Genomic DNA, 12,915 nt, shown 5'->3' on the forward strand with positions numbered 1-12,915 from the left:
TGTCCCTTCCGGCGTCGCGGGGGTTAGTCGTTAGCAGCACTCCGACGCTCGTTCGGCGACAGTCTGGCCCAGCACGTGCGGCGATACAAGGGTTTGCTGTTAGGTGCATCACAGGTGCAGGCGCGCCCACATCGCCGGGAAGCGACCTCAGGGGCGGGCATGTCGACACGGTGAAGCAACAGTGGTTAGAACCTTGACGCCTAATCAGATCCGAGCAAGTCTGCTCGTGACCGGCCGACGAGAACGAGGAGCACTGGTGACGCCCGAGCCAGACGACACAGACCGGTCCCTGACCACGGACGTGGTGGTGATCGGCGCCGGACCGGCCGGGATGGCCGCGGTCGCTGCGGCTGCGAGCGAGCAGGTCGACGTTGTCGCGGTCGAGGCGCGTGAGCACATCGGCGGCAACGCCGTGTGGTCGACCGGCTACCTGGCCTTCGTGGGCTCGCAGGCCCAGGCGGAGGCGGGGATCGAGGACAGCGAGGAGGTCTTCCTCGAGGACGCACGGCGGATGGTCGCCGATGCCGAGAACGACTTCGGCATCGTCTGGGACGAGGAGCTGGCGAGGCTGTTCGCCCGCGAGAGCGCCGAGACCTACCGGATCCTCACCGAGCGAGGGGTCCGGTTCAGCAGGTTCATCCCGCGTCCTGCCCAGCACTCGGTGGACCGCATGCTCGCCACCGAGGACACCTGGGCCTACCAGCGCGCCTTTCAGCGCGACTTCGAGCTGCCACACGTGACCACGATGTTCGGCAGCCAGGCAGTGCGCCTGCTCGTCGAGGACGGTCGGGTCGGCGGCGTCGTGGTCCGCGCCGCGGACGGGGCCGAGACGACTGTGCACGCTTCGCGAGGCGTCGTGCTCGCCGCCGGCGGCTACCAGGCGAACCCCGAGCTGCGCCGCCGGTACCAGCCGGGGTTCCTCGCGGAGGGCCCCTACCTGGGCATCGACACCGCGCGCGGTGACGGCCATCTGCTGGGCCAGTCGGCCGGTGCCGACCTGGTGAACATGACGTTCGTGCCGCCGTTGGTGATCGTCTCCTCCTCGCTGGTCGAGGACGCCATCGCCGTGGACAGCTCCGGCAACCGGTTCCACGACGAGGCCGGCCCGTACGACGACCGGGTCGAGCGACTGGTCGAGGCGCCGGGCCGCCGGGCCCACTACGTCTTCGACGAGGTGGTCGCGACCGAGAAGTCGACGCTGATCGCCCAGATGCCCCAGCCTGCGATCACCCGGCAGACGCTCGCCGAGCTGGCCGAGGCGATCGGGGTGCCGCCACCGGCCCTCGCCGAGACCGTCGCGCGGTGGAACGCCTTCCTGGCGACCGGGGAAGCGCGCGACCCGGCCTTCGGTCGCGTGGTGCTGCCCCCCGGGCGCCGCGACATCTCCACCGGACCGTTCACCGCCGTGCCGATGGTGATCGGCGTGAACTTCAGCTGTGGGGGCTTCCGAGTCACCCAGGACCTCCAGGTGATCGACGTGTTCGGTCAGTCGATCCCGGGCCTCTACGCGGCCGGTGACTGCCTCGGTGGTCTCAACCCCGCCTCCGACCTCGGTGGCATCCACATCAGCGGCGGCTTCACCCTCGGCAGGCTCGCCGGCCTGGCCGCGGCGCGGGGAGCGAGCGACGCCCGACCCCGTGCCACCGCCTTCGCCGTCAGCGCGCCCAGCAACCTCGACACGGTGATGGCCCTCGTCCGTCTCTGACCCCACTGTTCCTCTCGGGACAAGCCCCACCCACTCACCCACCATCACCACGAGCGGAGCAACGAAGTGTCTGTAGGTGTCCTCTTCACCCAGGGAATGACGACCGGAGAACCCCACCAGGTCTTGGCAGAGATCCTGGAACAGGCCGAGACGGCTGACCGCCTCGGCTTCGAGTTCGCCCTGACCACCGAGCACAAGTACTCCGACGAGTACTTCGGCTCGCCGATCCCGTTGTCCTACGCGATCGCGGCCCGCACCCAGCGGGTCAAGGTCGGTACGGCGATCGCGATCGCCCCGCTGTACAACCCGATCGAGCTCGCGCAGGACATCGCGACCCTCGACCAGCTCTCGAACGGACGTGCGTGGATCGGGCTGGGCGCCGGCTACATGGACGTCGACTACAAGACCCTCGGGGTCTCGTGGGAGGACCGCGCCCAGCGATTCGACGAGACGGTCAGGATCGTGCGGGAGGCCCACAGCCGCGAGCGGTTCTCCTTCAGCGACCAGATCTATGACTTCGACGACGTCTCGGTGATCCCACCCCCGCTGCAGCAGGGCGGGGTCCCGCTGCACCTCGCCGCCTGGAGCCCCGGTGGTCTGCGCCGTGCGGGCAGGCTGGGTGACGGCTGGATCACCAATGCGATGATGTCGCTGAGCACCATGACCGAGATGTCGGCGGCCTATCGTGCTGCCGCTGAAGAGGCCGGCCGGAAGCCGCACATCACCTCCATCCGATTCTGCTGGCCCACCCGTGACCTGGAGCACGCCATGGACAAGTTCGGGACCACCGCGCTGTCCATGGCCCGCACCCTCTTCGAGTACGGCGCCATCACCGACCTGCCCGGCGTCGAGTCGGCCGATGACATCTCCTTCGAGGAGTTCGTCCGGGACCGGTTCATCTTCGGTACGCCCGAGGAGTGCCTGGTGACGATGCAGCGCTTCCAGGACCAGGCCGGTGTCGACGACTTCCTGATGGTCTTCCGCTACCCGACCGGCCCGGACCAGGAGTCCGTCCTCGAGGCCATGGAGCTCTTCGGGGCCGAGGTGCTCCCGCACGTCACGGTGCCGGCGGCGCCCGCTGGAGTCTCGTGACGCGGCCTCTTCGGGTGGGCCTCGTCGGGGCGAGCTACGCCGCGGCCACGCACCTGCCGACGTACCGAGCGATGCCCGACGTGGAGGTGGTCGCCGTCGCCACCGCCCACCGGGACACCGCCGATGCCGTGGCCAGGCAGTTCGCCATCCCGCGCGCCCACGTCGGTTTCGAGGCGTTGTGCGCGGATCCCGAGGTGGACCTCATCGACGTCTCCACCCGGCCGAGTCGGCACCGCGAGATGTCGGTGCTGGCGCTGGAGTCGGGCAAGCACGTCCTGTGCGAGGCGCCCCTCGCGGTGGACGTGGCCTCAGGCGAGGCGATGGTCGCCGCCGCGGTGGCGGCGGGCCGGCTCGGCATCGTGGACATGCAGTCCCGGTTCTCGCCAGGCATCTGGACGCTGCGCCAGCTCGTCCGGGACGGCTGGCTGGGGACGCTCGAGAACGTCGAGGTCCGTGCCTTCTACCCGACGTTCACCCGCCCCGAACGGGTCGAGTCCTCAACGTGGTGTGCCGACTCGGCGTACGGCGCCAGCACGTTGCGGGTCCACGGCCTGCACACCGCCAACCTGGTGCAGTGGATCTTCGGGCCGCTCTCCGAGGTGAACGGGACTGCCGCGACCAGGCGACCGGTGTGGCCCGCGCCAGACGGGGACATCCCGGCGACCAGCCGCGACAGCGTCGCGTTCACGGGGCGGCTGGGGGATGGCGCGGTCTACTCCCAGCACTCCTCGTGGGTGGCGTGGCACGGGTCCGGCTGGCGGCTGGCGGCGTACGGCAGCGACGGGATGCTGGTTGCCGAGGCGGACGGTCACACCGGGCACTTCCCGGTGCGGCTCTCCGGCGCGCGGCGCGACGATCCCGAGGTCCGGGACCTGCCCTCGGTCCCCGAGACCAGCGAGGTCCCCGAGGTCGACAGCGGCGCTGCGACGTACCCCTTCGCCAGGCTGGTGCGCCGCCTTGCCCGGGTGCTCACCGAGGAACCGGTGGACGTGGCCGCGCAGCGAGAGCGCGCGGCCGACCTGGAGCTGCCGACCTTCACCGAGGGCCTCGAGCTGTTGCGTCTGGCCGAGCGCGTGGAGCGCTGAGCCGGCGACACGGACGTACGGTGTCGCCATGAACGTGCGCCGCTGGGCGATCGGCCTCGAGCGCACGTGGGACGCCGCCCGGTTGCGCCGGGTGGGATCGCGGCCGCCGGCGTACTTCCGGATCGAGCCCTACATCGGGCACGGCGGACCCGACGGTGTCGTCGTACGGGGCAGGGTGCTGGACGCCCCGGCGCCCTCGGAGGCCATCGAGGGTGAGGGCGTGGGCGCCTCGGTGCGCCGCACGGTGCGTGAGTTCGTGACCAACGAGCTGCCCCGGGTGCCGCTGCGGGTGACGGTCGCCGGAGCGGTGGCCGAGGTCGTCACCGACATCGACGGCTACTTCCTTGCCCGGCTCCACCCGGAGCCGGGTCGGCTCAGCTCTCCCTGGACGACCGGCACGGTCGAGCTCGCGGGGGAGTACCGCGGTCTGGACGGACCGCAGACCACGCTCCTCGAGGTCCGGGTGCCGGAGCCTGCCGGGCGGTTCGCGATCCTCTCCGACATCGACGACACGATCCTGGAGACCGGCGTCCAGCGCGTCGGCCAGATGATCCTGCAGACGATCACTGGGTCCGCGGTGACGCGGACACCGTTCCCGGGAGCCGCCGACCTCTACCGGGACCTGGCAGCCGGCGTGAACCCGGTCTTCTATGTCTCCTCCAGCCCGTGGAACCTGCACGCGTTCCTGGTGGCGTTCCTGCGGCACCGCGGGTTCCCGCTGGGCCCGGTCCTGCTGCGCGACCTGCTCGGCACCGCCGAGGGTCGGGAGCAGAAGACCGGTCGCCTCCACGAGGTCCTCGACCTCCATCCAGACCTGAGGTTCGTCCTGCTCGGGGACTCCGGCGAGAAGGACCCCGAGCTGTACGCCGACCTGGTCCGCGCCTACCCGGGCCGCATCCTCGCCGTCTACATCCGCGAGGTCCGCCTCGACCCCGGCGACGGCCGGGTCGAGAAGGTCACCGGCGACTGGCAGCACGACGTCCCCTTCGTCCTCGCGGCCGACAGCGACGCCGTACGCCGCCACGCCGAGCAGCTCGGTCTCCTCTGAGGCTGTGGCCCGAGGTGGTCGAGCAGCGGAACCACATGGTGGTCGAGCAGCGGCACCACATGGTGGTCGAGCAGCGAGCGAAGCCTTGCGTCGAGCAGCGAGCGCCAGCGAGTGGTCAGTCGAGTCGAGTGGATAGTCGAGACCACTCCGGTGAGTAGGCAGACAGGCGTACGACGGGCACGCCAGTCAGGTAGTCGAGACCACTCGCAAGCGCCGCGCCGACGAACCCCTGCTGCGATAGTTCACCCATGCCTTCCGGGACCGGTTCGACCGCCCAGCCCCAGGCGCGCATCGACTACTCGTTCGAGCCGCACGTGCCGCTCTCGCGGGAGCAGGCCGACCGCGTCTGCCAGGCCGCCCTCGACGTACTGCGTCCGGCTCTGGGCTTCGTGGTCGTCGACGCGTTCACGGACTACTCGGACGAGCTCACAGAAGGCGTCGAGGAGGCGGAGCAAGGTCTGCGCGATCTCGCGGCCCGGCAGCGCCCCCGGAAGCGACGACCTGGCATGGGGGTCGAGGTCGATCCGCAGGACGACGAGCAGTGGGCGTTGTTGCGGGCCTATGCCGCCTGGTCGATCAACGTGGACCTCTGGGCCAGGAAGCACGAGGGAGACCTCGGCACGTTCCACGACTGCGCCCACGGCGTCGGGGCGTGTCTCAGCCCCGAGGAGGTTGCGACACTCACGGACGCGACCGCTGCGCTCGGGGTGTGGGTGCCGATGGCTGAGTTACGCGCGGAAAACAAGGCAGCCAAGCAGCAGAGGCGAGCGGACCGCCGGCAGGAACGGGCGGCACGGCTGCGTCGCCTGTGGCCACGTCGGTGAGTGGTTCCACTGTGGACCGATCCGCCGCCGTCCCCGGGTGTTCAAGGGGGCACACCAGGGCGCTTTGCCGGCGTACGTCGGGCGCAACCACTAGGTGGTCGAGCAGCGAGCGTCAGCGAGTGGTCAGTCGAGACCACTCAGGCGAGGTAGCAGGCAGACGCAAGCCGTGCAGAGGGGGCTGAGTCAGTAGAAGGGCGGTGGTGCGTCTGGCTGCGGCGGCGGCTGATCCGCGGTGACATCCACCGTCCCGTGGTGATCCCGCAGGAACTGAAGCCCATGCGGCCTGGTCCACAAGAAGGTCCCGGGCTCCAACGTGGTGTAGCCCCACGTCGAGTGCGTCTTCAACCGACTGTTCGCTCGCTGGCGCTCGCTGCTCGACGCAAGGCTTCGCTCGCTGCTCGACCACCATGGGGTTGCGTGGCCACGGGACCCTGCTGCCGGCGTACGTCTGATTTCCGGCGCACCGGAGTGGTCTCGACTATCCGCTCGTCTCGACTGTTCGCTCGCTGGCGCTCGCTGCTCGACGCAAGGCTTCGCTCGCTGCTCGACCACCTTGGGCGCGCTCGCTGCTCGACCACCCATGGGGCGCGTCCAGCTCGAGCGCCTCGGGCTAGAGCTGGGCCCAGGCCCGGGTGAGGACGTCGCGGAGGATGGACTCGATCTCGTCGAAGACGGCCTGGTCGGCCACCAGCGGGGGAGCGAGCTGGATGACCGGGTCCCCGCGGTCGTCGGCGCGGCAGTAGAGGCCGGCCTCGAACAGGGCGCCGGTGAGGAAGCCGCGCAGCAGGCGCTCGCACTCGGCGTCGTCGAAGGTCTCCTTGGTGGCCTTGTCCTTGACGAGCTCGATCCCGTAGAAGAACCCGTCGCCGCGGATGTCGCCCACGATCGGCAGGTCGTTGAGCTTCTCCAGGGTGGCGCGGAAGTCGCCCTCGGTGTCGCGGACGTGCTCGTTGAGCTGCTCGCGCTCGAAGATGTCGAGGTTGGCCATCGCCACCGCGGTGGAGACGGGGTGGCCGCCGAAGGTGTAGCCGTGCGCGAAGGAGGTGTCGCCCTTGGAGAACGGCTCGAAGAGGCGGTCGGTGGCGACCATCGCGCCCAGCGGGGAGTAGCCCGAGGTGAGGCCCTTGGCGCAGGTGATGATGTCGGGCTGGTAGTTGTACCGCTCCGCCGCGAACATGTGGCCGAGCCTGCCGAAGGCGCAGATGACCTCGTCGGAGACCAGCAGCACGTCGTACTCGTCGCAGATCTCGCGGACGCGCTCGAAGTAGCCAGGGGGCGGCGGGAAGCAGCCCCCGGAGTTCTGCACCGGCTCGAGGAAGACGGCGGCGACGGTGTCGGGCCCCTCGAACTCGATCGCCTCGGCGATCCGGTTGGCAGCCCACTGGCCGAACTTGTACTCGTCGTCCGGAGCGCCGGTCTGGAACTGCTCGGGGGCGCGGTAGAAGTTCGTGTTCGGTACGCGGAACGTGGAGGGCACCAGGGGCTCGAAGGGAGCCTTCATGCCCGGCAGCCCGGTGATGGACAGTGCTCCCTGCGGGGTGCCGTGGTAGGCGATCGCGCGGCTGATCACCTTGTGCTTGGTCGGCTTGCCGGTGAGCTTGAAGTACTGCTTGGCCAGCTTCCACGCCGACTCCACGGCCTCGCCGCCGCCGGTGGTGAAGAAGACCCGGTTCAGGTCGCCCGGCGCATAGCCGGCCACCCGCTCGGCGAGGTCGATCGCGCTCGGGTGCGCATAGGACCAGAGCGGGAAGAACGCGAGCTCGGCGGCCTGCTTGGCGGCCGCCTCGGCGAGCTCGGTGCGGCCGTGTCCCGCCTGTACGACGAAGAGCCCCGCGAGGCCGTCGAGGTAGCGGTTGCCGTGGGAGTCCCACACGTGCACACCGTCGCCACGCACGATCGTCTGCACGTCGTGGGTGTCGTAGGTCGAGTGCCGGGTGAAGTGCATCCAGAGGTGGTCCTTGGCTGCGCGCTGGCGAGCCTCGTCCTGGCTGGCATCGGTCATGGTGGCACCTCGGGTCGTGTACGGCGGAGAGGTCAGTCTGCCCCGTCCGCGCCATGGGTGGCAAACGATTCGGCGCGCCGATGCGGCGAATCTCGATGGAATCGTTTGGTGAAGGCCGGTCGGACCTATCGAATCCGTCGCGCAATGACTACGCTCACCGCATGGCAGACACCAGGTTCCGCAACGTGGTCAACGGAGAGCTCGTCGACGCGGCGTCGGGGGAGACCTACGACGTCATCGACCCCACCACGGGGGAGGTGTACGCCACCGCTCCCAAGTCGGGTCCCGAGGACGTCGACCGCGCCTACCGGGCCGCCTCGACCGCGTTCGAGACCTGGCGCGACGCCACTCCCGCCGATCGCCAGAAGGCCCTGCTGAAGATCGCGGACGCCCTCGAGGAGCGGTCCCTGGACTTCGTCGACGTGGAGTCGCGCGACACCGGCAAGCCGATCGGCTTCACCATCGAGGAGGAGCTGCCGCCGGCGATCGACCAGCTCCGGTTCTTCGCCGGCGCCGCGCGGGTGCTGGAGGGCAAGTCCGCGGGGGAGTACCTCAAGGACCACACCTCCTGGGTACGCCGCGAGCCGATCGGCGTGGTCGGGCAGGTCACCCCGTGGAACTACCCGCTGATGATGATGGTCTGGAAGGTCGCGCCCGCCCTGGCGGCCGGGAACTGCATCGTGCTCAAGCCCAGCGACACCACGCCCGCGTCCACCACCCTGTTCGCCGAGCTCGCCCAGGAGTTCCTCCCGCCGGGTGTCTTCAACGTGGTGACCGGGGACCGGGACACCGGACGTGCGCTCGTCGACCACCCGACCCCGCAGCTGGTCGCGATCACCGGCTCGGTCCGCGCCGGCATGGAGGTTGCCGGTGCCGCGGCCAAGCAGGTGAAGCGGGTCCACCTCGAGCTCGGCGGCAAGGCGCCGGTGATCGTCTTCGACGACGCGGACGTCGAGGCCGCGGCGGAGGGGATCGCGGCGGCCGGCTACTTCAACGCCGGCCAGGACTGCACGGCCGCCACCCGCGTCCTCGTCGGCCCCCGGGTCCACGACGACTTCCTCGCCGCCCTCGCCGAGCAGGCCAGGAACACCAGCACCGGCATGCCCGACGACCCGGACATCCTCTACGGCCCGCTGAACAACGCCGACCAGCTCGCGCGGGTCTCCGGGATGGTGGACCGGCTGCCCGACCACGCGCAGGTCTCGGCCGGCGGTCACCGACAGGGCGAGAGCGGCTACTTCTACGAGCCGACCGTCCTCTCCGGGCTGCGCCAGAACGACGAGCAGATCCAGAACGAGATCTTCGGCCCGGTGATCACCGTGCAGAAGTTCACCGACGAGGCCGAGGCGCTCGCCTGGGCCAACGGGGTGGAGTACGGCCTCGCCTCCAGCGTGTGGACCAAGGACCACTCCCGGGCGATGCGGTTCTCACGCGACCTGGACTTCGGGTGCGTGTGGATCAACACCCACATCCCGATCGTCGCGGAGATGCCGCACGGCGGCTTCAAGCACTCCGGCTACGGCAAGGACCTCTCGATGTACGGCCTCGAGGACTACACCCGGATCAAGCACGTGATGTCCTACTTCGGCGAGTGAGATGAGAATCCTCCTCGTCGGGGCTGGCGGAGTCGGGTCCGCCTTCACGGCAATCGCCGCGCGGCGTGACTTCTTCGAGTCGTGCGTCGTTGCGGACTACGACGACGCGCGGTCGCGAAAGGCGGTCGACACGCTGGGGGACGACCGATTCGCGGCCGCGCAGGTGGACGCCTCCGACGCCTCGTCGGTGGAGGCGCTGGTGCGCGAGCACGCGATCACCCACGTGATGAACGCGGTGGACCCGCGGTTCGTGATGCCGATCTTTGAGGGGGCGTACGCCGGCGGCGCCGACTACCTCGACATGGCGATGTCCCTGTCCCAGCCGCACCCGGAGGCGCCGTACTCCCGCACCGGGGTCAAGCTCGGCGACGAGCAGTTCGCCGTGGCCGAGCAGTGGGAGCGGGCGGGACGGCTCGCGCTGTGCGGCATCGGGGTGGAGCCGGGTCTCTCCGACGTGTTCGCGCGGTACGCCGCCGACCACCTGTTCAGCCACATCGAGGAGCTCGGCGTCCGCGACGGGGCGAACCTCAGCGTCGAGGGGCACGAGTTCGCGCCGTCCTTCTCGATCTGGACCACGATCGAGGAGTGCCTGAACCCGCCCGTGGTGTGGGAGCGCGACCGCGGCTGGTTCACCACCGAGCCGTTCAGCGAGCCCGAGGTCTTCGAGTTCCCCGAGGGCATCGGCCCGGTGGAGTGCGTCAACGTCGAGCACGAGGAGGTGCTCCTGATGCCGCGGTGGGTCGACTGCGAGCGAGCCACCTTCAAGTACGGCCTCGGCGAGGAGTTCATCGACGTCCTCAAGACCTTGCACAAGCTCGGGCTCGACCGCACCGAGAAGGTCCAGGTCCCTGGGGGTGCGGTCAGCCCGCGCGACGTGGTGGCCGCCTGCCTGCCCGATCCGGCCACGCTCGGGGACAAGATGACCGGGAAGACCTGCGCCGGCCTGTTCGTGACCGGGACCGGCAAGGACGGCCAGCCGCGGGCGACGTACCTCTATCACGTGGTCGACAACGAGTGGTCCATGCGCGAGTACGGCCACCAGTGCGTGGTCTGGCAGACCGCGGTGAACCCGGTGGTCGCGCTCGAGCTGCTCGCTACCGGCGTCTGGACGGGCGCGGGCGTCCTCGGTCCGGAGGCCTTCGACGCGGTGCCGTTCCTCGACCTGCTGACCGCCTACGGCAGCCCGTGGGGGCAGCGCGAGGGCAGCTGATTCCACGCCACGAAGCGGCGGGCCCGCGGACGCTGGATTTCACTACAGTGAACGAGTGGTGAGAACCGTGAGCAGGCGCGCCCCCGAACGGACCAGTGCTCGGGTACGCCGGCTGGTGCTGCTGCTGATGGCCCTGACTATCGTGCTGGTCATCCCGGGCAGCGCGAACGCCGCCGACGACCCGGAGCCGCGCCTGGTCAAGGTCGGCACCGAGGGCACCTACCCGCCGTTCACCTACAAGGACCCGCGGACCGACCAGCTCACCGGCTACGACATCGAGGTCGTCAAGGCGGTCGCGAAGGAAGCCGGCTGGAAGCCGGAGTTCGTCCAGGGGACCTTCGACGCGCTCTTCCCGGCGCTGGACTCCGGGCGGATCGACGTGATCGCCAACCAGGTCACGATCAACCCGGAGCGGCAGGCCGGCTACCTGTTCTCCGAGCCGTACACGTACTCGCGCGGCGTGATCGTCGTGGCCAAGGGGACCAAGGGGATCTCCCGGCTCGCGGACCTGAAGGGCAAGACCACCGCCCAGTCCGAGACCAGCAACTGGGCCCAGGTCGCCCGCGACGCCGGCGCGAAGGTGGAGTCGGTCGAGGGCTTCGCCCAGGCCGCCGCCCTGCTCAAGCAGGGCCGGGTGGACGCGATCGTCAACGACAACATCGCCGTGCTCGACTACCTCGCCTCCACCGGCTCCGACGACGTGGTGATCGCCGGCAACGCGGGCGGTGAAATCTCCGAGCAGGCACTGACCTTCCGCAAGAGCGACACGCGCTTGCGCGAGCAGGCCGACGCGGCGTTGAAGAAGCTGCGCCAGGACGGGACGCTGGCGAAGATCTCGAAGTCCTACTTCAAGTCCGACGTGTCGGTGGAGGACCCCGACGACGTCGACCTGAAGGGCTCCGACGCCGGCCGCAGCACCTGGAAGGTCGTGCAGGACACGGCCGGCCGGATGCTGGTGGGGGCGGTCAAGGTGACCATCCCGCTGACGATCATCAGCTTCCTGATCGGCCTCGCGCTCGCCCTTGTCACCGCGCTCGCCCGACTCTCGAACAACCGGTTGCTCGACGCGCCCGCCCGGTTCTACATCTCCGCCATCCGCGGTACGCCGCTCCTGGTGCAGCTGTTCATCGTCTTCTACGGCCTGCCCCAGATCGGCATCGACCTGCCCGGCTTCACCGCGGCGGTGCTCGCGCTGAGCCTCAACGTCGGCGGGTACGCCGCTGAGATCATCCGCGCCTCGATCCTGTCGGTGCCCCGTGGACAGTTCGAGGCGGCCACGACGATCGGCATGGACTACCGGATGACCATGCGCCGCATCGTGCTCCCGCAGGCCACCCGGATCGCGGTGCCGCCGCTGTCCAACACCCTGCTGTCGCTGGTCAAGGACACCTCACTGGTGGCGGTGGTGCTGCTCACCGACCTGTTCCGGGTGGCCCAGAACGCCGCCTCGACGAGCGGCAAGTTCATGGCGCTCTACGTGCTGGCCGCCCTCTACTACTGGGTCATCTGCTGGGTGCTCTCACTCGTGCAGCAACGCTTGGAACGCCGCCTGGAGAGGTTCGCCGTATGAGCACCCAAGCCCCCCTGATCGAGGTCACCGGACTGGAGAAGTCCTTCGGTGATCACCACGTCCTGCAGGGCGTCGACTTCACCGCCGACGAAGGTACGGCGACCGTGCTCCTCGGCCCGTCGGGGTGCGGCAAGACCACGGTCCTGCGGTCGCTCAACGTGCTCGAGACACCGGACGCGGGACTGGTCCGGATCGGCGACGCCAGCGTCGACTTCAGCGCATTCCCCGAGTCGAAGTCCGAGCGGCGCCGTGAGATCACCGCGCTCCGGTCCCGCTCCGGGATGGTGTTCCAGTCGCACAACCTGTTCCCGCACAAGACGGTCCTCGGGAACCTGATCGAGGGGCCGGTCCAGGTGCAGAAGCGCCCGGAGGACGAGGCGGTGGAGGATGCCCGCCGCCTGCTCGCCCAGGTGGGGCTGGCCGACCGCGAGGACACCTACCCCGCCCAGCTCTCCGGCGGGCAGCAGCAGCGCGTGGGGATCGCCCGGGCGCTGGCGCTGAAGCCCCAGGCGGTGCTCTTCGACGAGCCGACCTCGGCGCTCGACCCCGAGCTCGTCGGTGAGGTGCTCGGGGTGATCAAGGACCTGGCGGGGGAGGGGTGGACCCTGCTGGTCGTCACCCACGAGGTGCGGTTCGCCCGCGACGTGGCCGACCAGGTGCTGTTCATGGACGCAGGCGGCGTCGCCGAGCGGGGTGGGGCCGAGGTGCTGACCGACCCGCAGCACGAGCGCACCCGGCAGTTCCTGAGCCGGATCCTGGCGGCTGGCTGAGCCGCCGCTCATCG

At 69.8% G+C, this 12,915-nt stretch carries 10 protein-coding genes; 9 read left to right on the forward strand and 1 reads right to left on the reverse strand.

Features of this window, described 5'->3' with window-relative positions:
* Positions 1-256: 256 nt before the first annotated feature.
* The 5 genes from AC4BGC_RS20775 (at position 257) to AC4BGC_RS20795 (ending at position 5,754) form a co-directional block, all read left to right on the forward strand.
* Complete coding sequence (locus tag AC4BGC_RS20775) at positions 257-1,705, forward strand: FAD-dependent oxidoreductase (RefSeq protein ID WP_490557485.1); 1,449 nt, start codon at positions 257-259, stop codon at positions 1,703-1,705.
* Positions 1,706-1,771: 66 nt separating this feature from the next.
* Entirely contained in the window at positions 1,772-2,797 is a 1,026-nt protein-coding gene (locus AC4BGC_RS20780) for an LLM class flavin-dependent oxidoreductase (RefSeq protein ID WP_490557486.1), read from the forward strand.
* Positions 2,794-3,882 carry a Gfo/Idh/MocA family protein gene (locus AC4BGC_RS20785; RefSeq protein WP_490557487.1) on the forward strand — a complete coding sequence of 363 codons (1,089 nt, stop codon included), beginning with the start codon at positions 2,794-2,796 and terminating at the stop codon, positions 3,880-3,882. Before AC4BGC_RS20780 ends, AC4BGC_RS20785 begins: the two co-directional genes overlap by 4 nt.
* A gap of 28 nt (positions 3,883-3,910) precedes the next feature.
* The gene (locus AC4BGC_RS20790; RefSeq protein WP_490557488.1) at positions 3,911-4,930 is read left to right on the forward strand and encodes an App1 family protein phosphatidate phosphatase; all 1,020 of its coding nucleotides are present in this window, start codon (positions 3,911-3,913) and stop codon (positions 4,928-4,930) included.
* Positions 4,931-5,178: 248 nt separating this feature from the next.
* Positions 5,179-5,754 carry a hypothetical protein gene (locus AC4BGC_RS20795; RefSeq protein ID WP_490557489.1) on the forward strand — a complete coding sequence of 192 codons (576 nt, stop codon included), beginning with the start codon at positions 5,179-5,181 and terminating at the stop codon, positions 5,752-5,754.
* Positions 5,755-6,364: 610 nt separating this feature from the next.
* Here the strand turns inward: AC4BGC_RS20795 and AC4BGC_RS20800 are convergent.
* Entirely contained in the window at positions 6,365-7,756 is a 1,392-nt protein-coding gene (locus tag AC4BGC_RS20800) for an aspartate aminotransferase family protein (RefSeq protein ID WP_490557490.1), read from the reverse strand.
* 161 nt (positions 7,757-7,917) lie between these two features.
* Here AC4BGC_RS20800 and AC4BGC_RS20805 point away from each other — a divergent pair, with 161 nt between their 5' ends.
* The 4 genes from AC4BGC_RS20805 to AC4BGC_RS20820 all read left to right on the forward strand — a co-directional run bounded on the left by AC4BGC_RS20805 (position 7,918) and on the right by AC4BGC_RS20820 (position 12,901).
* Positions 7,918-9,351 carry a gamma-aminobutyraldehyde dehydrogenase gene (locus AC4BGC_RS20805; protein WP_490557491.1) on the forward strand — a complete coding sequence of 478 codons (1,434 nt, stop codon included), beginning with the start codon at positions 7,918-7,920 and terminating at the stop codon, positions 9,349-9,351.
* A gap of 1 nt (position 9,352) precedes the next feature.
* Positions 9,353-10,561 carry a saccharopine dehydrogenase family protein gene (locus AC4BGC_RS20810; protein ID WP_490557492.1) on the forward strand — a complete coding sequence of 403 codons (1,209 nt, stop codon included), beginning with the start codon at positions 9,353-9,355 and terminating at the stop codon, positions 10,559-10,561.
* Positions 10,562-10,628: 67 nt separating this feature from the next.
* Entirely contained in the window at positions 10,629-12,131 is a 1,503-nt protein-coding gene (locus tag AC4BGC_RS20815; protein WP_490557493.1) for an ABC transporter substrate-binding protein/permease, read from the forward strand.
* Entirely contained in the window at positions 12,128-12,901 is a 774-nt protein-coding gene (locus AC4BGC_RS20820; protein ID WP_490557494.1) for an amino acid ABC transporter ATP-binding protein, read from the forward strand. The genes AC4BGC_RS20815 and AC4BGC_RS20820 overlap by 4 nt, the downstream gene beginning before the upstream one ends.
* The last annotated feature ends 14 nt before the right edge of the window (positions 12,902-12,915 follow it).

This window comes from Nocardioides sp. Z38_18, from assembly GCF_058215695.1.